Source organism: Spirillospora sp. NPDC048824, assembly GCF_043198455.1.
GTDB lineage: Bacteria > Actinomycetota > Actinomycetes > Streptosporangiales > Streptosporangiaceae > Spirillospora.
In genome coordinates this window covers 174,992-198,878 of sequence record NZ_JBICUS010000009.1, presented here as the reverse complement: position 1 = coordinate 198,878, position 23,887 = coordinate 174,992, and the positions used below count along the sequence as shown (strand labels likewise).

Here is a 23,887-nt window from a genome sequence, read left to right as displayed (position 1 = left end):
GACACGTCGCACGGATTGACACCCGCGTTGGGACGTTGGTCCCTGGCGACGCGGTGGACGACGGCAGAGCCTGGTGTCACCAGCAAGGCCCACGGGGAGGAACCGCCATGCGCGTCATTGCCGTCCGGGAGCGCGCGTCCGCTCAGCTCACGACTTCGGTCAAGAACGAGGGGACCGGTCTGACACGTGTGGCGGCCGCCGGGGAGCTCGACATCGCGACCGCCGCCGATTTCGGGATCGAACTGGCCCGCGTGATCGACGAACGCGGACCGGACGTCCTGATCGACGCGTCCGCCCTGACCTTCTGCGACGCGCGAGGATTGGCCGCGATCGTCGCCGCCGACACTCTGGCGCGGCGCCGTGGCGGTGCCGTGACACTGACCGGTGCCCGTCCGCAGATCGCGAGGCTCCTGCGCCTCACCGGGCTCGACAAGAGGTTCATGCGCCCCGCGCGGCCACCGTTCCCGGCTGGGAGAACGCGGTCGGCTTTCGCCCGGTGAGCGGCGAACCCACACGCTTAGAAGTCCGGGTCCCGGCCACGCAGCCGCTCGTCACGGCCCGTTGACCTGACCGTGGGAACGAGTGCGGCGCCGGCTCCAGCGGCGGAGTTCGTCGGTGCCCCAGACGATGACCGGAAATGCGGCGATGATGGCCAGGACGTCCCAGGGCAGGGCGGCCGTGCCGAACAGGTTCTGCAGAGGCGGCAGGTAGATCAGGGCGGCGGCGAAGAGGAGTTCGAAGGCGATGCCGGCGAGCAGGAGGGGGTTGCTGGTCAGGCCGACTTGGCGGAGGGAGGCGTGGTCGGTGCGGGCGGCCATCGCGGTGCCGATCTGGCAGGTGACCAGCCCGGCGAAGGTGGCGGTGGTCGCGGTCAGGTAAGCCTGGTGCAGCGCGGAGCCGCTCCCGGTGGGGTCGCCCGGGTGCCAGCCGGCGCGCCACAGAACGTAGAAGAACACCGACAGGGACAGGACGGCGGACACCAGCCCGAGGTAGCCCCAGGCTCGGATCAGCATGTCGCGGGAGATGACCCCCTGGGAGGACGGGCGTGGCGGGCGCTTCATGGCGCCGGGTTCGGCGGGTTCGCGGCCGAGCGCGAGGGCGGGGAGGGTCTCGGTGCCGAGGTCGATCGCGAGGATCTGCAGCACGGTGAGCGGCAGCGGGATGAGGCCGCCGCTGAGCGCGAACACCAGGAACGGGACGATCTCCGGGACGGCGTGGGCGAAGATGTACAGGATGAACTTGCGGACGTTGTCGTAGACGCGGCGCCCCGACTCGATCGCGGTGACGATCGTGGCGAAGTTGTCGTCGGTCAGCACCATCGTGGACGCCTCGCGGGCCACGTCGGTGCCCGAACGTCCCATCGCCACGCCGATGTGGGCTTGATGCAGGGCGGGCGCGTCGTTGGCGCCGTCCCCGGTCATCGCCACCACCTGACCGTGGGCCCGCAGCGCGTCGGCGACCTTGAGCTTGGTCTCCGGGGACGAGCGGGCGAAGACGATCTCAGCGTCGCCGGTCAGCAGCTCGTCCAGTTCGTGGTCGTGAATGCGCTCCGATTCGGCGACCACGTGCATGCGGGGAACACCGATGCCCACCTCCGCTGCGACGGCGGCGGCCGTGGCACCGTTGTCCCCGGTCACGATGTGAATGCGCAATCCTGCGTCGTGGCAGCGGCGGACCGCGTCGGCGACCTGCGGACGCGGCGGGTCGTACAGGCCGACCAGCCCGACAAGGCGGAGCCCGGCCTCGGCGTCCTCCCGGCGCCTCGGCACGTCGGCGCCGGAGGGCAGGTCGCGGATGGCGACGGCGAGAACCCGCAGCCCCCGGTGCGCGAGTGCGGCGACGACGGCCAGGACGGCGTCGTGGTCACCGCCGGACGTGCGGGCCAGCACGGCCTCGGGTGCGCCTTTGACGTAGACGGAGAGGCGGTCATCGTGCTGGGCGACGACGGACATCAGCCGCAGCCGCGCGTCGAACCGGAAGATCGCGCGGCGCCGGTCGTCCCGGGCCGCCAGCCGCACCGCGACGTCCGGCCCGGCCCCCTCGACCAGCGCGATCTCCGTGGGGTCGCCCTGCAGCCCGCCGTCCTCGCCATGGGACACGGTCGTGCATTCGGTCATCGCCCGCGCGAGCTCGGCGGGCGGTGCCGCATCGGAGACGGCCCCGGACCGCGGGGTCCAGTGGGCCTGGAGGCGCATCCGGTTCTGGGTCAGCGTGCCGGTCTTGTCGGTGCAGATGACGTTGGTGGAGCCCAGCGTTTCGACGGCGCTGAGCCGTTTGACCACCGCGCCTTGGCGGGCCAGGACGCGTACGCCGGCCGCCAGGGCGAGCGTGATGGTGGGCAGGAGGCCTTCGGGGACGTTGGCGACCAGCAGCCCGATCGCGAACATCAACGCGTCCCGCAGCGGCAGCCCGACGAGCGCGCCGATCAGCAGGAACACCGCGCCCATGCCGACAGCGACCGCAGCGATCAGCCAGGCGACCTTCTTGACCTGGACCTCCAGCGGGCTGTCCCCGCGTGGCGCGCGCTGGCTGAGCGCGGCGATGCGGCCGAGTTCGGTGTGCCCGCCGGTCGCGAACACGATCGCCCGCGCCTCGCCGCCGGTACACGTCGTCCCGGAGAACACCAGGTTCGGTTCGCGCAGAAGCGGAGCGTCCTGCTCCGCCGGGGCCGCCGTCCGCTCGATCGGGGCCGACTCACCGGTCAGCATCGACAGGTCGATCTCCACCGCCCCGTCCGTCAGCCGAGCGTCCGCGGGAACCTTGTCGCCCTCGGCCAGCACGATGAGGTCGCCCGGGACGAGCCCGGCGGCCTCCACCGCCTGCTCGCGTCCGTCCCGGATGACGTGGGCCCGCTCGGGCAGATAGGCCGCCAGCGCCTCCACCGCCCGCTCCGCCTGATGCTCCTGTAGCAGCGCGAACACGGCGTTGACCAGGATGACGGCGAGGATCGCCCATCCCAGCACAGGCACTCCGGCGACGAACGCCAGCGCGCCCGCACCCCACAGCAGCAGTGCCAGCGGATGCGCGAGCTGGGCGGTCAGCAGGCGCGCGAGCGAACGTCTCTCGCGCCGCCGGACCTGGTTCGGCCCGTAGACGGCAAGCCGCCGGGCCGCCTCACGTCCCGACAGGCCCCGGTCGCCGGTGCCCAGTTCCTTGCGGAGCAGCGGGAGCGGCTCTCGCGGATCGGCGCCCGTCTCGGCCGCGCCGGTCGCGGTGCGGGTGTGATGCCGTCTGGTCGACATGGCTCAGCGCCTCAGCGCGTATCACCGTCCGTGCTCTGCTCGGCGGCCCCCAGGACGGCGGCTCGGCCGGCCTCCAGGCGGGCGATCGGCACCCGGAACGGCGAGCAGGAGACGTAGTCCAGTCCCACCCGGTGGAAGTACCGCACCGAGGCCGGGTCTCCGGCGTGCTCCCCGCAGACGCCCAGTTCGAGGCCGGGCCGCCGGGCCCGGCCCTCCGCCGCGGCGATCTCGATCAGGCGGCCGACGCCATCGCGGTCCAGGGTCTCGAACGGAGAGGTGCCGAAAACGCCCTTGTCCAGGTAGACGGTGAAGAACCCGCCTTCGACGTCGTCCCGGGAGAAGCCCCAGGTGGTCTGGGTGAGGTCGTTGGTGCCGAAGGAGAAGAACTGCGCCGCCTCGGCGATCCGCCCCGCGGTGAGCGCGGCCCGGGGCAACTCGATCATGGTGCCGATCGGCACGTCGAACACGACGCCGGTCCGTTCGGCCACCTCGGCGAGCACCCGTTCGGCGTCCGCGCGGACGATCTCCAGTTCCCGCGCCGCGCCGACCAGCGGGACCATGATCTGTCCGCGCGGGTCGCCGCCGGCCCCGGCGCGTTCGGCGGCGGCCTCGGCGAAGGCCCGCACCTGCATGGCGAACAGTCCTGGGACGACCAGACCGAGCCGGACGCCGCGCAGGCCCAGCATCGGGTTCTGCTCGTGCAGGCGCCGCACGGCCGCCAGCAGCCGCCGGTCGTGCTCGACGGGCTCGCCCCGGGCCTCGGCGACCGCCACGCGCACCGAGAGTTCGGTCAGGTCGGGCAGGAACTCGTGCAGGGGCGGGTCGAGCAGCCGCATCGTGACCGGCAGGCCGTCCATCTCCGCCAGGATCGCGGCGAAGTCCGCGCGCTGCAGCGGCAGCAGCGCCTCCAGAGCGCTTTCCCGTTCGGCACCGGTGCCGGCGAGGATCACCCGTTCGACGAGCGGGCGCCGTTCCCCGAGGAACATGTGCTCGGTGCGGCACAGGCCGATGCCTTGCGCCCCGAAGCGCCGCGCCCGCGCGGCGTCCTCCGCTGTGTCGGCATTGGCCCGGACCTCCAGCCGCCGGACGGCGTCGGCGTGGCCCAGGATCCGGTGCACCGCCGCCACCAGCTCGTCCGACTCAGGGCCTCGCGGGTCGAGCTCGCCCTCGAAGTACCGGACGACCGGGGACTGCACGACCGGCAGCTCCCCCAGGTACACCGCACCGCTGGAACCGTCGACGGAGATGATGTCGCCTTCGGCCACGACCGCTCCCCCGGGACCGGTGAACCGGCGGCCGGCGGTGTCGACGTCGAGTTCCTCCACCCCGCACACGCAGGCGGTGCCCATGCCCCGGGCGACGACGGCGGCGTGCGAGGTCTTGCCGCCGCGACTGGTCACGATGCCCGTGGCGGCGATCATGCCGCCCAGATCGTCGGGGTTGGTCTCGCGGCGGACCAGCACGACGGGCTCACCGCCGCGCGCCCTCTCCACGGCGGTCTGCGAGTCGAACACGGCACGGCCGACCGCGGCGCCGGGCGAGGCCGCGATCCCGGCGGCGATCGGCCGGGCGTCCGGGCCCGCCGCGAAGCGGGGGAACGCCAGCCGGCCCAGCTGGTCACCGCCGACCCGGCCGACGGCCTCGTCCATGCTGATGAGACCCTCGTCGGCGAGCTCGACGGCGATCCGGAACGCGGCCTCGGCCGTGCGCTTGCCGACGCGGGTCTGCAGCATCCACAGCCTGCCGCGCTCGATGGTGAACTCGATGTCGCACAGGTCCCGGTAGTGGTTCTCCAGCGTCCGCATGATCTGCAGGAGCCGGCCGTAGGAGCGCTTGTCGATGCGCTCCAGCTCTTGGAGCGGCACGGTGTTGCGGGTTCCGGACACCACGTCCTCGCCCTGGGCGTTCTGCAGGTAGTCGCCGTAGACGCCGGCGTGCCCCGTGCCCGGGTCGCGGGTGAACGCCACGCCGGTGCCCGAGTCCGCGCCCAGGTTCCCGAACACCATGGCCATGACGTTGACCGCTGTGCCGAGCCCGTCCGGGATGTGCTCCCGCCTGCGGTACAGCTTGGCCCGCTCCCCGTTCCAGGAGTCGAAGACGGCGCGGATCGCCATGTCGAGCTGGATGCGAAGGTCCTGTGGGAAAGGCCGTCCCGTGGCGGCGAGGACGATGCCTTTGAACGTCCCGACCAGGATCTCCAGCTCCTGGACGCCGAGGTCCGCGTCGGCGGCGACGCCCTTGTGCCGTTTGGCCTTGTCCAGCGCGTCCTCGAACGGCTCCCCCGGCACACCGAGAACGGTCTTGCCGAACATCTGGATGAGGCGCCGGTAGGAATCCCAGGCGAACCGGGCATCGCCCGTCCGCGCGGCAAGCCCCGCGAGTGTCACGTCGTTGAGCCCGACGTTCAGGACGGTGTCCATCATTCCCGGCATGGAGAATTTCGCACCAGAACGCACCGACACCAGCAGCGGATCGCCGGGCTCGCCCAGAGCCCGCCCCGCCTTCGCCTCCAATGCGGCCAGGTGCGCGCTCACGGCCTCCCGCAACCCGGCGGGTTCACGGCCTGCGGCGAGATAGGCCCGGTATGCCTCCGTCGTGATCGTGAAGCCCGGCGGAACCGGCAGGCCGAGGCCCGCCATCTCCGCGAGGTTCGCGCCCTTCCCGCCCAGCAGGTCGTTCAGGTCCTTGCGGCCTTCGGTGAAGTCATAGACGAGCTTCGGCACGGGTGTCTCCTCCGGTTCGTCGCCGGTCCGGCGAGATCGGCGGTCCGAGTCCGACTCTGCCTGAGGCGTCCTCCGGATCCACGGGGCGAAGGTCCCGCCGGGCCCCTGCGAAGGGCCCGCGCGACCGGCGCGCCCCACAGCCTCAGCGTGGGTGTGGCATCCTGGACGCCGCGGGATCGCGGAGGCACGCTCGCTCAGGCGACGGTGACGGTGTCGTCGAGGTAGACGTCCTGGATCGCGTTGATCAGCGCGACTCCCTCGTCCCTGGGCCGCTGGAAGGACTTGCGCCCGACGATCAGGCCCATGCCGCCCGCCCGCTTGTTGATCAGCGCGGTGCGGACCGCCTTGGCCAGGTCCCCGCCGCCCGCTGAGGCGCCGCCGGAGTTGATCAGCCCGACCCGTCCCAGGTAGCAGTTGGCGACCTGCCAGCGGGTGAGGTCGATGGGATGGTCGGTGGTGAGCTCGTCGTACACGCGGTCGTCGGTCTTGCCGAAGCCCAGGGCGCGGAACCCGCCGTTGTTCTCGGGCTGCTTCTGCTTGACGATGTCGGCCTCGACCGTGGCGGCGAGATGGTTGGCCTGCCCGGTGAGATCGGCGCTGACGTGGTAGTCCGTCCCGTCGCGCTTGAACTCGGGGTTGCGCAGGTAGGCCCACAGGACGGTGAACATGCCCAGCTCGTGGGCGTGCGCGAACGCCTCCCGCACCTCCTGCAGCTGCCGCATGCTCTCGGGGGCGCCGAAGTAGACGGTGGCGCCGACGGCGACCGCGCCGAGGTCGAACGCCTGCTTGACGGAGGCGAACATGACCTGGTCGTAGGAGTTCGGGTACGTCAGCAGTTGATTGTGGTTGAGCTTGGCGATGAACGGGATCCGGTGGGCGTACCGGCGCGACGTCATGCCCAGCACACCGACCGTGCTCGCGATGGCGTTGCAGCCGGCCTCGACTGCCAGCTCGCACAGGTTCACCGGGTCGAAGTAGGCCGGATTGGGCGCGAACGACGCGGCCGCCGAATGCTCCACGCCCTGATCGACGGGAAGGATCGACAGGTACCCGGTGCCGGCGAGACGGCCGGTACCGAACACATGCTGCAGGTTGCGCAGGACGGCCGGCGGGCGGTCGCTCGCGGCGACGACCCGGTCGACGAAGTCCGGGCCGGGCAGCTGGAGCCGGTCACGTGAGATCGTCCGGCACTCGTGCGTGAGAAGGGACGGCGCCTCGTCGCCCAGCAGTTCTTTGAGTTCCATACCGTCAGCCTCCATATCCGGGGTGGCGCCATCCAGGGCCGAAGGTCCCGCCGGCGAGGTGCTCGGAAACGTTTCGGATCATGTCGGCTTCACGTCCGCGTAGCGCTCATGGACCACCGCGACCGGGCTCGGCGCCTCATGCAGCACCGACCTGGTCACCGCGCCGAGCAGGGTTCTGGGTGACGACCCGATCCCGCGGTCGCCGACCACGAGCAACATCGCGTCCCGGGCGTTGTCGGCCAGGACGCGCTGCGCGCGTTCCCTGACGAACCTGCGCTCCACCGCGACATCGGGATAGTCGGCCAGGCCCGGGGTGACAGCGGCGGCGAACCGCGCCTTGGCCTGCTCCTTGATCGCCTCTGGGTCGGTGAACGGCAGCCGGTCGGGGCTGGGGAGCGCGGCGGGATCCCACCACGCGCACACCATCGTGACCGTGGCGTCCCGGAGCCTGGCCTCCTGCAGGGCGAACCGCAGCGCGGCCTCGCTCGCCGGAGAGCCATCGATGCCCACGACTATCCGCTTCGGTCCGTGCGCCGGCTCATGGGCGGGGACGACGACCACGGGACGGTCGGCGTGCGCCGGGACATGCACGGCCGTGGAGCCGAGCGGCAGCTTGTCGAAACCGCCCGCCCCCCGAGCGCCGATCACGATCAGCGCCGCGTCCGCCGAGGCGTCCAGCAGCGCACCGGGTGGTGTGCCCTTCGCCAGCAGCGGCCGGACGTCCAAGCCGGGGACCGCCTCCCGCGCGAGCCGGACGCCGTCGTCCAGCGCCAGAGCCGCCATGCTGCGAACGATTTTCAGTGCATCCTCGTCCTGCGAGCTCAGCGGATAAGGCCAGGTCCAGGCGTGACAGATGTGCAAGGGCACGCCGCGCAGGGCCGCCTCGGCGGCCGCCCAGCGCAGTGCCCTTTCGGCGGCCGGTGAAGCGTCGAAACCCACCAGGACAGGTCGTCGGTCCATCGAGGTCACCTCCTGACTTACGAGCCTCACCGATTGCGGCCACGGTATGCAGAGGCGTGGGTCCGCCGATCCGGTGGACCTTCGGCCCTGGGAGCCCGCTCCGGCACGGCGGGACGACGCCGGGCGCCTGACCCGGCCGGCTCGGATGGACTTTGGTCCCGGCCGGGTGTGACTCATGGCCGTGGGAGCCGCTCTCCCCCGGAGGCAGCATGAACGTGGGCACCCCGCCGGCGATGAAGGGGAACCGATGGCTCCCCGCCGGCGGATACCTCCGGCCCAAGCCGAGGGAGGCATCATGAGCGCACTGGAGCGGCGCGAGACACGCGGCATCTTCCCGGAACTGTTCGACTGGATCGAGTCCCCGTTCACCATGTTCCGCGCCGGGGTCGGCCAGACCATGCGGGTCGAGAACTACCTCGACGACGACGCCCACGTCATCCGCGCGGAGCTGCCGGGGATCGACCCCGACAAGGACGTGGAGATCACCGTCACCGGAGGCGTCCTGCGCATCCACGCCGAACGCCACGAGGAGAAGAGGGAGGCCCACCGGTCGGAGTTCCACTACGGCTCCTTCACCCGGTCCTTCACCCTCCCGTCCGACACCGACATCGACGACATCAAGGCGTCCTACGACAAGGGCATCCTCACCGTCCGCGTGCCGATGCCCAAGGCCACCAAGGCCGAGGCCAAGCGGATCACCGTCGAGAAGTAACCGCACCAGAAAAAAGGGCACCGAATCGAGCAATCGATCCGGTGCCCTTTGTTGTGTCCGCGCCAGAAGAAGGGTCACGAAGAAGGGTCACGAGATCACGAGGAGGGAGGCCCGGCGGGCCGGGCCTCCTTCGCGCTTCTGCGGTCACCGCTCCTGCGCGGGCGTGACGGGGACGACCGCGACAGGGCAGTGCGCATGGTGGATGAGTGCGTGCGTCACCGCGTGGCTGCGCGGCACCGGCGACCTCTCAAGGGGATGTGAGCCCGCGATCACCAGGTCGGCGTCGCGTGACGCGGCGACGAGGGCGGCGGCGGGGTTGTCCTGGACGATGTCCTCCACGACGTCCACGCCGGGGAAGCGTTTGCGCATCGGCGCGTGCGCCTCGATGACGCGCCACCGGGCCCGCTCCTGGATGCGCCGCAGGTCGGTTCCCGCTCCGGGGCCGTCCAGCGCCTCCGGGAACGGCCAGGCGTGCACGACCCGAAGCCTGGCGTTCCGCACCGACGCGGCCCGGAACGCGTACTCCAGGGTCGCGGAATCGTCCTCCAGGCCGGCGCCCACGGCGATCTCGGCCCGCTCGGCCGCCGGCTCGCCGCGTACCAGCACCACCGGGCGAGCGGCGTTCCGGACGACCCCGAGCCCGACCGACCCCAGCAGGAGCCCGGCGAAACCGCCGAGGCCGCGATGCCCCACCACCAGCTCGAATGCCCTCCCGGAGTGTTCGGCCAGGGCCCGGACGGTGCGCCCGGACACCAACTCGGTACTCACCGGCACCTCGGGACGGCGGGCGTGCGCGATCCGCTCGGCGCCCGCCAGCACCTCACCTCCCGCCCGGGACACCGAGCCGACCTCCCCGGGCGCGGTGTTCAGCGGGACGTCGAACGGCCATCTCTCCACCGCGTGCACGATCATCAGGTCGCGCCCGTATCGAGCCGCCTCATCGGCCGCCCACGCCACGGCGCGTTCCGACGGCGCCGAGCCATCGGCACCGACAACGATCGGATCGGACATGGTCAACTCCTCTCGGTCCTTCAACTGCCGGGCACGACGACCACGGGGCAACGCGCGTGGTGCAGCACTGTGTGGTTGACCCGGCCCAGCGCCATGCCGGCCAGCGGACCGCGCCGCCGGCGGGCACCGACCACGACCAGCGCCGAGTTCTCGGACGCCTCCACCAGCGCCTGGGCCGCGGTCCGGTCCGAGACCAGCCGGTCGACCTGGACGTCGGGATACCGCTCCTGATATCCGGCCAGGGCCTCCGACAACTCCAGGTCCTCGATCACGCGGCGGCGCGGGGAGAACTCCCCGCCCACCGCGTGCAGCGCGAGGACCCTGGAGCCCCGCGAGGCGGCCTCGGCGAACGCCCACTCGATGAAGGCCCGCTCGTCGTCCTGGCCCTCGATCCCGACCACGATCTGCGCCGACGCGTCGGTCGGGTACGGCGCCGAATGCGACACCACCAGCACCGGGCAGCGGGCATGCGCGGCGGTGTACAGGCCGACGGAGCCGAACAGCAGCCCCTCGAATCCGCCCTGGCCACGCGAACCCACCGTCACCAGGTCCGCGCGTTCGCTCTCCTCCACCAGCGCCCGGCCCGGATCGGCCGGCACCAGCCGCGTCTGGACATCGAGGCCCGGCTGGATCTTCAACGCGTACTGGCGGGCCTCGACGAGCAGGTCCTCGCGTTCGGCGACCAGCCGGTGCAGCGCATCCTGCGGAATCGTCCCCTCGTCCACCAGGGCACGGGAACCGTGCACCAGCAACACCGGGAGACTGTGCCGGCCGGCACGGTCGGCCGCCCAGTCCAGCGCCCGCCAGGCATGCGCGGAACCGTCAATTCCCACCACGATCGGACCCGACATCGGTCGCCCCTCCCTGGGCCGTCCATCAGTTCACTCCCGACGCTACGGCGCGGCCCCGCGTCCGTCCGCGGCCAAAGGTCCCGCCCTCCGAGGACGACGGTCACCGTCCCGCCCGCCCGGCGGACGGACCCGTGTACGCCGGCGGAGGCCGCAGCCCCGCGGGGGGCTGCGGCCTCACGGCTCCTTCACCGGTTCGGCTCGCACACGGGGCCTAACGTCCCCGCCCGGTCACCGCGGTGCCCTCCGGCTCCGGCTCCGGCTCCGAAACCGGCTCCGGCACCGGCTCCGCGCCGCCCATGTCCAGCCGGAACGGCGGATACCGGTCGGTCATCAGGAAGACGTAACCGGCCACCCGCAGCACCCAGCGGTTCATGCCCATCACGAAAGCGAAGATGCCGCGCAGGTAACGCGTGGTGAACAGCAGCGCGACGGCGGCGACGAGCACCAGCAGACCGACCAGCCCGGGCGCGTTCCAGCCCCGGTCGTCTCCGCTGATGCCGCCGCCCATGAACAGCGACACCACCAGAAGGTGCGGGATCGCCAGCAGCCACCACTTCACCAGCACCAGCCCCCGCGACAACTCCTCGGGGTAGTCGATGTCCAGGCGAGCGGGATGGCCGGGGACGTCCTTGAGCGTGAACGGCGGGTACTGGTCGGTCGCCAGCGCGGCGTACCCGTAGAAGGCCACCCGCCACGCCCAGCGCAGCACCCCGAGGTTGAACTCGAAGATCGGCCGGGGGTAGCGGCCCGTGACCAGGATCGCGAAGAACGCGACCACGGTGAGCACCGCGAACGCGATCCCGAGGAAGAACAGCGCGATGTAATGCGGGATCAGCAGCAGCCATTTCACCAGCCACAGCCACCGCGACAGGGGCTCGTCCAGCCGGCCGTCCACCCGGACCGGCATCTGCCGACCGTCCATGTCAGCCTCCCAGCGATCGATCGCCCCGGCGGCCCGAGTGGCGGCGGGGCATCACCTCCACCCACCGTCACCGTCACGGACCGCCGGGGTGTAGAGGGATACGTCCGCACCCCCCGGGACCTACGTCCCGCCACTTCGCAGGAAGGGACGTTGGTCCCCGGCCCGGCCGGACCAACGGGGATGGAGACAGGTCCCGGCGGCGGAGACATTGGAGTCGGAGGACATCCGTCCAGCAGAACCGGAACGGCGGACACGCGATGAGAGCGGACCATGACACCAGACCCTGGAACGAGCCCGGCCTGCTCGTCGGCTACGACGACTCCGACGACGCCCGTTTCGCGCTCGGCTGGGCGCTCGCCGAGGCCCGGCTGCGGCACTGCCCCGTCACCGTCTGCCACGTGTGGAGCCCCCCATGGGACGCGGGCATCGACGAGCTGACCGCCGACCTGTTCCACAGCCGGGCGAACCGCATGCTCCGGGACGCCGTCGCCGTGGCCCGCCGCCGGCACCACGGAGTCCCGGTGCGCACTCTGCTCATCCGGGGATTCCCGGTGACCGAGCTGAGACACGCGAGCGCACAGGCGGACCTGCTCGTCGCCGGCTCACGCGGGCTCGGCACGATCGGGCACCTGCTGGGCTCGGTGAGCGCCGGTGTCGCCGCGCACGCGCTGTCCCCGGTCGTGATCGCACGACCTCCCCTCGCACACCGGCCGGCGAGACCCATCGTGGCCGGGTTCGACGGATCCGATCTGGCGCACGAGGCGCTCAGGGTCGCCTACCTGGAGGCCGAACTGCACGGCGCCCCGCTCATCGTCCTACGCGCCCTCGCACCGGACGCCGGCCCGGACGACGCGCAAGCATCCCGGCTCGACCGGGAGACCGGCCGGCTCGGCGCCGCTCACCCTTCGGTCCGGTGCCGGGTGGAGACGAGTTTCGACAAACCCCGCGGCGCACTGCTGAACGCCGCCCAGGACGCCGGCATTCTGGTCGTCGGGTCGCGCGGCGCAGGCGGTGTCCGCGGCCTGGTGCTGGGCTCCGTCAGCCAGTACCTCGTCCGCCATGCGCCCTGCACAACGATCATCGCCCACCGCACCGGCGCGCACTAGCGGCGCGGCTCGGCTCTCTTCCCCGCATCCCACACCCGTTGATGTACGACTCCACCTACGGCAGGCTCGGCCGGTCGGTGGAGCACGACGAAGCGGCAGCAGCGATTCAACGGCGACGTCGACAAGCTCACCGCCGACTCCGACACGGCTGTGGTCCGGGTTCGCCGCCATCGCCGCGGATAGTGAGCGGAGCGGCAGGCCGCCCGCTTGCGGACGATTCAAGGGATGCGCGTATACCTGAACGGAGCGATGTGCCAGGATGCGCGGCATGAGCTTTGCTGACCGGTATCTGGCCGAGGACGAGTCCCTGGTCCATGCCACGCGCCAGCACTGGACCGAGCTGATCGGCGAGTTCGTGATCCTCTGCCTGGTCTGGATCGTCGCCGGCGCGCTGCTGTGGGTCGTCCCGTCCGGTGAGGATTGGGGACGGATCGCCGACTACGTGGTCCTGGGCGTCGCCGCGATCCTGTCGCTGTGGTTCTGGCTGATCCCGCTGCTGCGGTGGCGCGGCACCATCTACATCGTCACCACAAGGCGCATCTACAAGCGCAGCGGGTTCTTGACCAAGACCGGGCACAGCATCCCCCTGATCCGCGTCAACGACGTGTCGTTCCGGGTGACGTTGTGGGAGCGGATCTGGCGGTACGGGACGCTTGACATCCAGTCCGCCTCCGAGCACGGCATGCTCCGGCTCAAGCGCGTCCCCGACCCCGAGGGCCTGAAGTCCAAGATCTACCGGGCCGTGGACGAAGAGCAGCGCCGCCATCAGACGGGCTCGGGCGCCGCCGACCATGGATGACCACGTCCGACAGGAGTCCGACGCCGCTGCGTGGTCCGCAGGTCGGCCATCCAGCCGGGGGCGGTCCTGCCGACGACCAGCAACCCGGCGGCGGTCAGCGGCGCCGCGGAGACCCCCGCCAAGCCCGGGACCGGCCTTGCCGTCTCCGAACAGCCGGCCGAGCACCGTGCCCAAGGCCACGCGCCGCCACCACGCGGAAACCGATGGCGGCCGGTAGCGCCGGATCGGTGACCGAGGACGGCCATCGGAACAAGAGGTCGTGCGCGGCCACTGCGCGTCCAAGACGCATGAACAAGTCACGGACCCAGGCCGTCGGCTGCATGTTCGCTGCCGTCTTCTTCGGCTTCATCGCACTGGGCTTCCTCATCGCCGAGATCGACCGCATGCGTGCAGGCGAGGAGACATCCGCGCAGGTCGTCAAGGTATATGAGGGCTACAAAAGCGGCTACCTGGTGGTGAGGTTCACCACCGCCGACGGCCAGAGCGTTCAGGTCAGGATCGACCAGAACGATTGGGGGAAGCTGCCGGAACCGGGGGACAGGGTCAAGGTCCGGTACATCCCAGGCGACCACGACAACGCTGCGAAAGCCGACCGGAACGTCGTCGATCGATTCTGGAAGCCGGTCATGCTCGGCACGTTCGCACTCGGGTTCACCTATCTCAGTGTCTGCCGCCTGACCGGCCACACCAACAAGGTGATCCGTTTCCTGCTCCCATAGGGGCCCGGTCCAACTTTTGCGCGCGTCAAACGACACACCTCCGCACGCTGGGCGGGTCATTGCAATGGTCGCGGAAGATACAGCGGGCATTCTTCGCCGCGGGGTTAGCGGAAGGGGGCAGGTCAGGCGGGACCCAGGGTCGGCGATACCGCGACGGCGGTGGTGTCAGGAAGAGCGCCATCGGGTTCTTGACCGAAGCCGGTCAAGGCGCGCGGGCGGTCCAGGGCCGGCTCAGCGCGGCGCGGGCGGTTGCACGATCTCGCCGGCCGCCCGGCTCCGAGGGGCCGGAGTTCCCCGCCGGTGGAGTCATATGGAAAGGGCAGGGCACGTAACGGAACGTGACCGAGTGGGAGCATGGGTGCGTCGAAGCCACCGGCCTCGCCGGTGACGGCTCGGGCGGTCCGGACGCATGACGGTCTTCCGGAGCGACGGCTACGTCCGGCTGCGCGACTACGCGGTGATCGGGGACGGGCGGAGCGCCGCGCTGGTCTCCGCCGACGGGTCGGTGGAATGGCTGGGAACGCCGGATCTGGACTCCCCGGCGGTGTTCGCCGCCGTCCTGGACCCGGCCCGGGGCGGCTGCTTCCTGCTGGAGCCGGCGGAGCCCTTCACGGTCGCGCGCCGGTACCTGCCGGGCACGAACGTAGTACCGACCCATCAGGCAGCATGCCGAAGCCGAGGGAAGCGCCGTTCCCACAGGGCTCGAACCGGACGCGCAGGAAGAATCTCGTCCCAGTGCTCCACCAGCAGCCGACCGTTGATCAGGCGCCGCTGATGCTCCGCACCGCCCTCCTCCAACACGATCTTGTAAACGGCCGACCGATCGTAGTCGTCATCGAGGTCGAACTCGGTTCGCCCACCCCAAGCCAGTTCCAGCGGAAGCACCACGACGCCATGCTCCGGCCCTTGCAGCTCACTCAGTGACCCGGCCACCTCGTACGGCCTGGTCTCGGTGTAACTGAACGGCGCTCCACTGTGCCCCTCCATACACACCAGTGTGCCCTCTCGACCACACGGAGGACCTTCTTCGTGGGAGGTGCGGGCCCAGGAGCAGACCAGCCACGGCCGAAGCGCAAGTGAGGCCGGTCTGCGGCCAACGGTCTTGCCAACCGGTGACAAGGCGATGGCCAGGACGGCATCCTGAAACTACTTTTTGTCAGACTGACAAAAAGCTAGGGTCAGCACATGGCCGAGGACCGCTGGACTCCACCCGAAGTCATGCTCGCCGTCGATCTGGTGATCTTGACGCTGCGTGAGTCTCTCCTTCATGTGCTGCTGATCGAACGCGGCATCGAGCCCTATAAGGGCGCTTTGGCGCTTCCCGGCGGCTTCCTGCAGCACGCCGAGGAGGACATCACCGCCGCTGCCCACCGCGAGCTGGCGGAGGAGGCCGACATGGACGTCGAGACGCTGCACCTTGAACACCTGGGCGTCTACGGTGCCCCTGGCCGGGACCCGCGCGGACGTGTGGTGTCGGTCGCCTTTCTGGCGATCGCACCGCGGCTCCCGGAACCGGCTGCCGGAACGGACGCCGCCGGGGCCCGGTGGCAGCGAGCGGATCAGGTGCTGTCCGGCGACCTGGAGCTCGCCTTCGACCACCGGCGGATCGTCGAGGACGGCGTCGAGAACGCCCGCGTGAAGCTCGAGCACTCCGCGCTCGCCACGGCGTTCTGCGGCCCGACGTTCACGATCACCGACCTCCAGCGCGTCTACGAGGCGGTATGGGGGATCTCTCTCGACCCCCGCAATTTCTATCGCAAGGTCCAGAAGACCAGCGGATTCATCGTCACGGCCGGCCCGGAACGCAAGGGCACGACCGGGCGGCCCGCCCGGCTGTTCAGGGCGGGTCCGCAGAAGGCCCTGAATCCGCCGATGGTCCGGCCGGCCGAACCGTCGATCATGAAGGGATCGGGACAATGAGCGGCAATCCGATCGTCGTTCTCACGGCGCTGGACGTGGAGTACGAGTCCGTCCGCGCGAAGCTGGACAGGCCGCGCCTGTATCGCCACCCGCAGGGCACCCGATTCGAGGTCGGCCGACTGGCGCACGGCCGGGCGCGCATCGCGCTGGGCCTCGTCGGGAAGGGCAACCAGTCCGCGGCGGTACTGGCCGAACGCGCCATCAACGAGTTCTCCCCGGCGGCGCTGCTGTTCGCAGGGGTCGCCGGGGCCCTGCACTCCGACATCGCCCTCGGGGACGTGGTGGTGGCAACCCACATTTACGCCTTCCACGGCGGGACGAGCGAGGACGACGGGTTCAAGAGCCGCCCCCGTCTCTGGGAGGTGTCGCACGGCGCCGACCAGATCGCCCGGCATGTGGCTCGCAACCGCGCGTGGGCGGACGATCTCGATGGCGAGGAGCCCAAGGTGCATTTCGGGCCGATCGCAGCCGGCGAAGTCGTACTGAACTCGACGACTTCGGCGCACGCGCACTGGATCCGACAGCACTACAACGACGCACGCGCCATAGAGATGGAAGGCGCCGGCGTGGCCCAGGCCGCGCACCTCAACAGGTCCCTGCCTGTGGTCGTGATCCGAGGTGTCAGCGACCACGCCGACGGCACCAAGGAGACCACCGACCGCGAGCACTGGCAGGCACGGGCGGTGGCGAACGCTGCGGCGTTCACCACCGCACTGGCCGAAACCCTGTCCGCCGAGGAACCGCAACAACGCGAACCGGCCGATCCGAAAGGGACACCGATGATGAGCGACACCATCCGCAACGTCGCCAAGGACAACGCACGGGTGGTCGTGCAGGCGGGGCACGTGCACGGAGGCATCCGGGTGTCCGGTGAGCACGGAACCCCCACCGATCCCGCCGCGGCGATCACCGAACTCGCCGTCCGGCTTCGGCAGGCGCGGACGGCGGGACACTTGGATGAGGACACCTACCGCGCGGCCGAGGCGGAACTCGCCGCCGCCCGCGAGACGCTGCAGACGACCGATCCGCAGGACGTCGGTGCGGTGACGCTGGCCCTGAAGAAGGTGCGCGGGCTGGTCGGAGACGTGGCCGCCCTTTCCGCGGAAGTGGCGAGCGTCATCGCCCTGGTCCAAGGCCTGTCATGACCGCGCAGGACACCACCGCTGCACCGAATGGCACCACGACGAACTACGCCGGAGATTCCGCCTACGTCGGGGTTCAGGCGGGAGTCGTGCACGGCGACGTATACGTCTACGAGACCCCCGCAGGCGCATCGCCTGCGGAGATGCTCGAAATCGGCGTCCGGCTGCTCGCCGGCGGAATACCGGGTAAAGCACGTGAGCTCATCGGCCGAGCCGTGGACGGCGGTCTCACCGGCAGCCGGGTCTGCTTCCACTGGCAGCTCGCCCTCGTCAGCGGCCGGACACGGCACGAGATGCCGCAGGAGCACCTCACAATGCTGCATCGGGCACCGGGAACCTGCAACGCCACCGGTGACGACGCATGGGCGGACGGAGTGCGGACCCTATGCCGGCTGCTGGAGTCCGCGCAGCAACCCGACGAGGACCTACGTCCCCTGCTCAAGGACCTCGACGGGCTTGCCGACCCGCAGCGCTCCATGATCCTTCGGCACCTGCAGCTGTTCCTGGACGGGCCACTCGAGAACCAGATGTGGCGCCGCGCCCTGGACAGCGCCCAGCAGAAACAGACGGCGAACGGCAGAGCCGACCGTGTCTGGAAGTTCTTCGAACCGAAACCAGCCCGGCCGCGGGTCCGTGAGCCGCGACCACCGGACCTCCCAACCGGCACCTGGGTTCAAGCCTTGGTGTCGACCGCTGTTCTGACCGCGGCGGCGATCCACATCGCTTACCTTCTGGTGCGAGAACTTCAGGCGGTCGCTCTGCTTGCGTACCTGCTGAGCGTCGGTGGCGGCTACTGCGCCGCACGGGGCGGCGTGGAGTGGCGCTTCCGCATCGAGCGGCGCCGGGCGAAGGATGCGCAATACGCGCCGTGGGCACGTACGCGAAGCGCCCCCTCCGGCGGCTTCGCCGACAAGGTGGGTCGGCGCTTGGACCACTACTTCGCCAGGTACGTTCCACGTGACACCGGCAGGTCCGTGTGGCTGGCCGAGACGGCGGGGATCCGCAGGTGCCTGCGCGAAGAAATCGTGGAGGTCTACCGGGAGCAGCGGATCGGCGTCGAAAGGATCTCCTGGCTGATCCGGTACCGGGTCAGCGACGTCAGGACACGGTGGGAGAACGGCACCCTGTGGAACTACCGGCAGGAACTCGCCACTCCCCCGGTGTCCATGCTGCTGACGGTCCTCGGTGTCGCCCTCCTCGTCCCCGGGGTCACGTGGACGCTGAAGGTCGCGGTACAGATCGACCCGCTGAGCGCGGTCCGCACGGCCGCCTTCGCACTGCCAGCCGGATTGATCGCCGCCCACGCCTGGCTGCGCATCGTCCTGGAACACAGACGATATGCGGCCGACCTCGCCGAGAAGGCACGGACGCTGAAGGACTGCGAAGCGGCCTTCGAGCGCTGGAAGGCGAAGCTGGCCGACAAACCCGACGACCGCCAGATGGCAGCCTGGCTGGACTGCGACCGGAGGATGCTCCTGGACGAGGCACTACGCCACTACCGGTTGACGATGAGCGGCCTGATCTCCCACGCGTTCATCGAGACGCGCGCCTTCCCCGGCAGAAGCGCACGCGTACGCAAAGGCCCCTGGCGCTACGAGCGCTACAAGCTGCTCCTCTTCCTCCTCACCACGGACGGAGTACGGCAACTCAACGCCGAACTCGACTTTGCGAAGGGCACCTTCCACGAGCGGCACCGCACCAACTACCGCTACGAGGCGGTCGCCGCCGTACGGGTACGCCAGACCGACGACGATGAACACGACTTCAGGCTCACCCTCGTCAACGGTGAGGAGATCCACGTCGAGGCAATGGCCCCGGAAGCAGAGAAACTCCAGGACGAGCCGAGTGGCGTCGTGTCAGAAGTGACGCAGGACGCCGCCAACCTCCGCCACACCCTGACCGTCATGGAAGGAATCGCCGCGGAAGGCAAACGCTGGATCCTGCGTGAACGCCAGCGACTGGGCGACTGGGCAGAGCCCGGTCCTCACCCGGCGCAGTCCAAGCGGTGGTGAAAAGGGTGGCGAGGGCGGGCGGCCACCACGGTGGCGACAGTGGGCTACGGGCATCTGCACCCCAGTCACGCCGGGCGGCCAGGCGGTCGCGCGGGCGCGGTGTTCACGGCCGCGACCGCTCTGCTGGGCGTGGTGACCGCGACGTCGGCATCCTTGTTCGTAGGCAAGTCCAACGAGGCCCAGGAAAGTGCCGCGGCCACGCACAAGCAGGTCGCCGACCTCAGAGAGGAGGTGCGCTCCCGCGAGCCGAATTGGCCACCGGAGAGCGCTCGGCCGAAGTTCAGGCGTCGTAGAGGTTCCATACGGGAATGCGTCGAGCAGTGACGTTCTCGGCAGGGTCGAGTAAATCGCGACGCCGCAGCATGAGGCGAAGATGCCGGGCAGCGTCGGTGCCTTTTGGTGGACTGGAATCCAGGATGACAGGGACCTCCTCGCCGGATGTCCGGATCATCGCATCGGCCGGGTGACCGTTGACCACGGCACCGAGTTCCACTTCGGAGCCTGGGTTCCGGCTCGAAAGGAATCTGAAGAGCCGCGCCTGAAGATCTTCCGAGTGCGGCTGGCTCTCGGCTGTGAACGCGCCGGAGGCCGCGGCTCGCAGGTCCGCCGCCAAGCCGCGCTGCCGTTCCCAGAGTTGCCCGTCGCCGACCACGATCAAGTGCGACCGGGCCCGGGTGATCGCGACGTTCCACAGGTTGAGCTGCCGCTGGATCCAGCGGATCGTTCCCGGACGCATGCCGTCTCCGGCCACCAGCGAGAAGATCATGACGTCACGTTCCCCGCCCTGGAACGTGTGCACCGTGCCGACACGAACGCGCCCGTCAGCGGTTCCCAGGCGCCGTTGCACCATCTCGGCCTGGGCCTTGAACGGCGTGACGACCCCGACGGTGGCGTCGGCGGGCAGCTTCTCCAGTAGGTAGCGGACCGAGGCGAGAACCTTGTCGATCTCTGCCGGATTAATCCAAGATCGGCCGGAGGCTTGCGCCTCCCCCTGAACATCTGACCAGAGCATCGCGGGGCGTCCGGGCAGGGTGGGGCGACCGCGGACGTCGGTCAGGACGTTCAGGTCACCTTCATAGAAGCGTTCGTTGACGAATGCGGCGATCTGAGGGTGACACCGGAAGTGCTCGTCGAGGAGGAGAGCGCCTCCAGAAGCCCCGTCGGCGGCGTGGAAGGCGGAGTGGCGCCGGAAGCCGAGGCGGTATTTCTCCAGCCACTCGGGGCGCAGGCCGTGCTCGCGCCGGAGAGCGGCGTCGCGTTCGGCGTTGAGCCGCGATACGTGCGCCAGCTGCATGACGTCGCCGATCACCAGTGCCCGGCGGGCGCGGAACAGGAGCGGCAGGACGTGCGGGATCGCGCACTGGCTCGCCTCGTCGATGATCACGAGGTCGAAGAGTGCGGGTTCGGGCGGGAAGCGCCGTGCGGACAGGCTGGTCACCGCCCAGCCGCGTACGGCCGCGAGCGCGTTCTTCAGCACGCCCCAGTCGCTGCCCGCGGTGCTTTGGGCCCGTATCAGTTCGGTGATGAGATGGCGGTGCCGCCTGGCGGTCGAACGCACCGTACTTTCCAGCAGCGCGGTCGCGGTCTCCCCGACCTCGCGTTCAGCGGTGGCGAGCCGTGTGGCGAGCGCGTCATCGTCCGGACCGTCCATAGCCTGGGGCAGCACGGCCTGCCAGGCGGCGTCGGCATGCTCGAACCGGGCGAGCGCACGGCACGTGCCGGCCGTTCCAGAGGAGTTGACCCCAACACCCAGACGGCGGAGCAGCCGCTTGCGGCGCCATTCGCCGAGCACCTTGGCCCCGGCGGCACGTTCAGCCCTGCGTGCCACGGTGTCCGGTGCGCCGTGGTCTCGAAGGAGTCCGAGAAGTTCGGCCACGGATGATCGGAGTTCAGCGGCATGCTCATCGCGGGCCTCCCCGGCCTCGCAGAGGGCCCGCTCCAGCGACGCGACCCGGTCGAGTTCCAGCCGGGCCGCACGCAGTCGATCGCGGGCGGCGTCGAGCCGGGCCTGGGCGGTCTGTGGGTTGGACGCGGGTGCCTGCACCGTTCTCAAGGCTTCGAGTGCGGCGGCCTCTGCTTCCCGGTAACGACGCGAACCCGTACGGACGATACTGCCCGGCACCAGCCGCTCACAGCGCCCGCACACCTCGTCCACCGCCTGGTTGTTGGTGGAGGCGACCAGGACATTCTCCCCGGCGGCTACGGCGGTGGCGACAAGGTTGGCGACGAGTTGACTCTTTCCCGTGCCGGGCGGGCCGGTCGCGACGGTGAGGCGCTGGGACATCGCCGAGCGCAGGATCTGCGACTGCGGCTCATTGGCCGGCAGAGGGGTGACCAGACGCACGTCCTGCGGTCGACGATCTGGTGCGGGCCGGGCCCGCTCCGCCGGTTCCGGAGAGAGCGCCGCAAGCGCCGTGACCCTGATCTCCCCGGATCTCCGCTCGATGTGCTCAAGGTCCTTGAGGAGCTTGGCCGTGGCGCCGAGATTCTGGGGAACGGCGTAGAGCACGGCGGTGTTGCGCGCCCCGTCCACCGGAGTGTCGACTTCGATCCGGTCGGTGAGCCGGTCGGGCACGATCTCCTGGACGGCGGGCAACGCGTATTCCTCGCGCAGCAGATGGGCGATGTCGACCACCATCCGGTCGTGCTGCCCTGCATGCCACGTCGGCTGGTAGGTCGCCACGAGGTCGGCGGCCTCCTCGCCGAGCCGTTCGGCGGCCAGCCCCGGGTGCGGCACTACAGGACCGCACGGCCGCAGCCGTATCTCCCCGTCCACGTGGACGGGCTCGACCGCGCGCACGAGCAGCGGCGTGAAACCGGCGCTCCTGCCGTTCCGTTCCCCCTGCGTCACCACCGCCGGATAGCCCGCCCACAGTTCGTTTTCCTGCTCGATGGCCTGCTGGACGAGCTTCGCCGCATGTGGGGGCATAGCGATGCAGTGGTCGTCGTCGAGGTCTCCGGAGAGGAGACGTTCGGTGCCAGGCAGGCAGACGTACACTTCTCCGTGGTCATCGACGGACATGGCTTCAGGGACGCTCTCGTCCGCCATGACGCAGTCTCGGTAGTAAGCCAGCAGGCCGGCCCAGGTGGGTTGTGCCGCGGCCTTGTGGCGCACCGGGTGCCCGGCCTCGATACCCGACAATGGTGTCGCCGTTTCCGCAAGAGGCCCGCGGGACAGCGGTACCAGCTGCGGTGCCGGCCCTTGCGGGCAATTGGCGATGATGATGCGGTCATCGACGCCGAGGGACGATGCCACGGGGATCTGATTCGGCCCGTCGGCCCTCATCCGCCGGTTGACGTGGTGAAAGAGGTCCACGATCGAGACCTCTCCGCTGCCGTCCTTCCCGGCCCTTCCCGTGCGTAGCGCCTCGACGATCTGCCCGGTGAAAATCGAGGGGATGGCGTCATCGCCGTCCCCTATCGGTGCGTAGGAATCCTGGCCCGCCCTGGACGATGACAGCACGTACACACCACGGCTGGTGAGGAGTGCCTCCTCGCCGGATTTGGCCGCACCGGGCCGCGGCCCGTCACTGGTGCGCAGGCCCACCGCGAAGCCACCGCTGCGACAACAGTCGATCATGACGACCTTCTGCGGGGCGACGCACAGTTCAAGCAACTCGTTGACGAATCCCGCGCTCACCGCCGTCTCGGCGATGTGACTGACATCGGTGTCCTTGGCGATGAAATGGAACTCACCGGACGACTGGGCGAGCCGCATGCCGTGTCCGGAGACGTACAGCAGCGCAAGTTCGTCGTCGCCGCAGTCGTCAAGGAACTCGGCGATCTCGTGGCGCATGTCGTCGGCGGTGAGATCGGCGACTGATCGCACCGGCTGGAACGCTCCGATGCTGCGGTGCTCAAGAACCTGCTGAAGTTGCCAGAGGTCGGCACGAACGGACGGAAGCGGAGCGAACCTCCCGTCGTCGTACGTCCCATTACCGATCAGCAGCGCTCTGCGGCGTTTCCATCGGCTCATTGCGCACGGTCCCCACCGTCAACCCTGTCGAGAAATTCGCCGACGAGCCGTTCCTGCGCTTGATCTGGACGGCCAGTAATGGTGATAGAGTCATCACCGTAAGAGATCTCGATCTTCCGATGACGCTCCCGCGAACTCCATTCTCGGATCAACGTGACCAGCACTTTCGTCGTCTGCGCACTTGACGCGGCGACCGTCGCCCATAGCACCAGTTCACCTGTGAGCCCGCCTTTGCTGCCGGGGAGACCCGAAGAAGGCCGATCGGCGTATCCGACATCGATTCCGTCGACTTCCAGCAGATCACTGTACAGCTCACGGGTAAGCCGTTCCTGTTGGAGCACGTCATCGCCCGCCAGTACCTTCAGGCGCCACTCCTGCTGATCCATCCAGTGCGCTCCCCTGTGCTGCTCAAACCCATCCGATCAAGGCCACCCTTCCGCAACAGCTTCTTTACATATGCGCACTTCACAACATTGACAGTGGCCACATTCGGTCAGCGCTCACTGGATGGGCAACAGGCGCAGATACGCGTCCATGACCGGTCTGTC

At 69.8% G+C, this 23,887-nt stretch carries 19 protein-coding genes; 9 read left to right on the top strand and 10 right to left on the bottom strand.

The genetic code is table 11. The features are described 5' to 3' along the window. Positions 1 to 107: 107 nt before the first annotated feature. Entirely contained in the window at positions 108 to 500 is a 393-nt protein-coding gene (locus ACGFIS_RS20050; RefSeq protein WP_392907905.1) for an STAS domain-containing protein, read from the top strand. 51 nt (positions 501 to 551) lie between these two features. Here the strand turns inward: ACGFIS_RS20050 and ACGFIS_RS20045 are convergent, their stop codons facing one another. The 4 genes from ACGFIS_RS20045 to ACGFIS_RS20030 all read right to left on the bottom strand — a co-directional run bounded on the left by ACGFIS_RS20045 (position 552) and on the right by ACGFIS_RS20030 (position 8,169). After that, positions 552 to 3,242, bottom strand: coding sequence for a cation-translocating P-type ATPase (locus tag ACGFIS_RS20045; RefSeq protein WP_392972063.1), 2,691 nt, complete (start codon positions 3,240 to 3,242; stop codon positions 552 to 554). Positions 3,243 to 3,253: 11 nt separating this feature from the next. Beyond that, positions 3,254 to 5,965, bottom strand: coding sequence for a pyruvate, phosphate dikinase (ppdK, locus tag ACGFIS_RS20040; protein WP_392972061.1), 2,712 nt, complete (start codon positions 5,963 to 5,965; stop codon positions 3,254 to 3,256). Between the two features lie 194 nt (positions 5,966 to 6,159). Then, positions 6,160 to 7,209: a class I fructose-bisphosphate aldolase gene (locus tag ACGFIS_RS20035; protein WP_392972059.1), complete on the bottom strand. Its 1,050-nt coding sequence runs from the start codon at positions 7,207 to 7,209 to the stop codon at positions 6,160 to 6,162. 78 nt (positions 7,210 to 7,287) lie between these two features. Beyond that, on the bottom strand, positions 7,288 to 8,169 hold the full coding sequence (locus tag ACGFIS_RS20030) for a universal stress protein (protein ID WP_392972057.1): 882 nt from the start codon (positions 8,167 to 8,169) through the stop codon (positions 7,288 to 7,290). Between the two features lie 295 nt (positions 8,170 to 8,464). On the opposite strand from ACGFIS_RS20030, the gene ACGFIS_RS20025 reads away from it, so the two are divergent. Continuing rightward, on the top strand, positions 8,465 to 8,881 hold the full coding sequence (locus tag ACGFIS_RS20025; RefSeq protein ID WP_392907912.1) for an Hsp20/alpha crystallin family protein: 417 nt from the start codon (positions 8,465 to 8,467) through the stop codon (positions 8,879 to 8,881). A gap of 144 nt (positions 8,882 to 9,025) precedes the next feature. On the opposite strand, the gene ACGFIS_RS20020 is transcribed toward ACGFIS_RS20025, so the two are convergent. The 3 genes from ACGFIS_RS20020 to ACGFIS_RS20010 form a co-directional block, all read right to left on the bottom strand. Beyond that, the gene (locus tag ACGFIS_RS20020) at positions 9,026 to 9,892 is read right to left on the bottom strand and encodes a universal stress protein (protein ID WP_392907915.1); all 867 of its coding nucleotides are present in this window, start codon (positions 9,890 to 9,892) and stop codon (positions 9,026 to 9,028) included. A gap of 20 nt (positions 9,893 to 9,912) precedes the next feature. Next, positions 9,913 to 10,743 (bottom strand): universal stress protein, encoded by an 831-nt coding sequence (locus ACGFIS_RS20015; protein ID WP_392972055.1) that lies wholly within the window; start codon positions 10,741 to 10,743, stop codon positions 9,913 to 9,915. A 211-nt stretch (positions 10,744 to 10,954) separates the two neighbouring features. After that, positions 10,955 to 11,665: a DUF4389 domain-containing protein gene (locus tag ACGFIS_RS20010; protein WP_392907920.1), complete on the bottom strand. Its 711-nt coding sequence runs from the start codon at positions 11,663 to 11,665 to the stop codon at positions 10,955 to 10,957. A gap of 257 nt (positions 11,666 to 11,922) precedes the next feature. Between ACGFIS_RS20010 and ACGFIS_RS20005 the strand changes: the two genes are divergently transcribed. The 4 genes from ACGFIS_RS20005 to ACGFIS_RS19990 all read left to right on the top strand — a co-directional run bounded on the left by ACGFIS_RS20005 (position 11,923) and on the right by ACGFIS_RS19990 (position 15,064). Beyond that, a complete protein-coding gene (locus ACGFIS_RS20005) occupies positions 11,923 to 12,771 on the top strand; it encodes a universal stress protein (RefSeq protein WP_392907922.1) in 849 nt (282 codons plus the stop codon). Between the two features lie 268 nt (positions 12,772 to 13,039). Further along, positions 13,040 to 13,570 carry a PH domain-containing protein gene (locus ACGFIS_RS20000; RefSeq protein ID WP_392907925.1) on the top strand — a complete coding sequence of 177 codons (531 nt, stop codon included), beginning with the start codon at positions 13,040 to 13,042 and terminating at the stop codon, positions 13,568 to 13,570. A gap of 227 nt (positions 13,571 to 13,797) precedes the next feature. Beyond that, positions 13,798 to 14,289, top strand: coding sequence for a DUF3592 domain-containing protein (locus ACGFIS_RS19995; protein WP_392972053.1), 492 nt, complete (start codon positions 13,798 to 13,800; stop codon positions 14,287 to 14,289). A gap of 409 nt (positions 14,290 to 14,698) precedes the next feature. After that, positions 14,699 to 15,064 (top strand): trehalase-like domain-containing protein, encoded by a 366-nt coding sequence (locus ACGFIS_RS19990; RefSeq protein ID WP_392972051.1) that lies wholly within the window; start codon positions 14,699 to 14,701, stop codon positions 15,062 to 15,064. Here ACGFIS_RS19990 and ACGFIS_RS19985 read toward each other — a convergent pair. Next, the gene (locus ACGFIS_RS19985) at positions 14,947 to 15,276 is read right to left on the bottom strand and encodes a hypothetical protein (protein WP_392972151.1); all 330 of its coding nucleotides are present in this window, start codon (positions 15,274 to 15,276) and stop codon (positions 14,947 to 14,949) included. The genes ACGFIS_RS19990 and ACGFIS_RS19985 overlap by 118 nt on opposite strands. Positions 15,277 to 15,474: 198 nt before the next feature. Here ACGFIS_RS19985 and ACGFIS_RS19980 point away from each other — a divergent pair, with 198 nt between their 5' ends. Genes ACGFIS_RS19980 through ACGFIS_RS19970 form a run of 3 tightly spaced genes read left to right on the top strand, consistent with a single transcriptional unit; the run spans position 15,475 to position 19,363 of the window. Continuing rightward, entirely contained in the window at positions 15,475 to 16,209 is a 735-nt protein-coding gene (locus ACGFIS_RS19980) for an NUDIX domain-containing protein (protein WP_392972049.1), read from the top strand. Beyond that, entirely contained in the window at positions 16,206 to 17,354 is a 1,149-nt protein-coding gene (locus ACGFIS_RS19975) for a 5'-methylthioadenosine/S-adenosylhomocysteine nucleosidase (RefSeq protein ID WP_392972047.1), read from the top strand. Before ACGFIS_RS19980 ends, ACGFIS_RS19975 begins: the two co-directional genes overlap by 4 nt. Continuing rightward, positions 17,351 to 19,363 carry a hypothetical protein gene (locus tag ACGFIS_RS19970; RefSeq protein ID WP_392907937.1) on the top strand — a complete coding sequence of 671 codons (2,013 nt, stop codon included), beginning with the start codon at positions 17,351 to 17,353 and terminating at the stop codon, positions 19,361 to 19,363. Before ACGFIS_RS19975 ends, ACGFIS_RS19970 begins: the two co-directional genes overlap by 4 nt. A gap of 280 nt (positions 19,364 to 19,643) precedes the next feature. Here the strand turns inward: ACGFIS_RS19970 and ACGFIS_RS19965 are convergent, their stop codons facing one another. Both ACGFIS_RS19965 and ACGFIS_RS19960 read right to left on the bottom strand, forming a co-directional pair. Beyond that, positions 19,644 to 23,339 (bottom strand): AAA domain-containing protein, encoded by a 3,696-nt coding sequence (locus tag ACGFIS_RS19965; RefSeq protein ID WP_392907939.1) that lies wholly within the window; start codon positions 23,337 to 23,339, stop codon positions 19,644 to 19,646. Next, the gene (locus ACGFIS_RS19960; RefSeq protein ID WP_392907941.1) at positions 23,336 to 23,725 is read right to left on the bottom strand and encodes a hypothetical protein; all 390 of its coding nucleotides are present in this window, start codon (positions 23,723 to 23,725) and stop codon (positions 23,336 to 23,338) included. The genes ACGFIS_RS19965 and ACGFIS_RS19960 overlap by 4 nt, the downstream gene beginning before the upstream one ends. Positions 23,726 to 23,887: the final 162 nt, after the last annotated feature.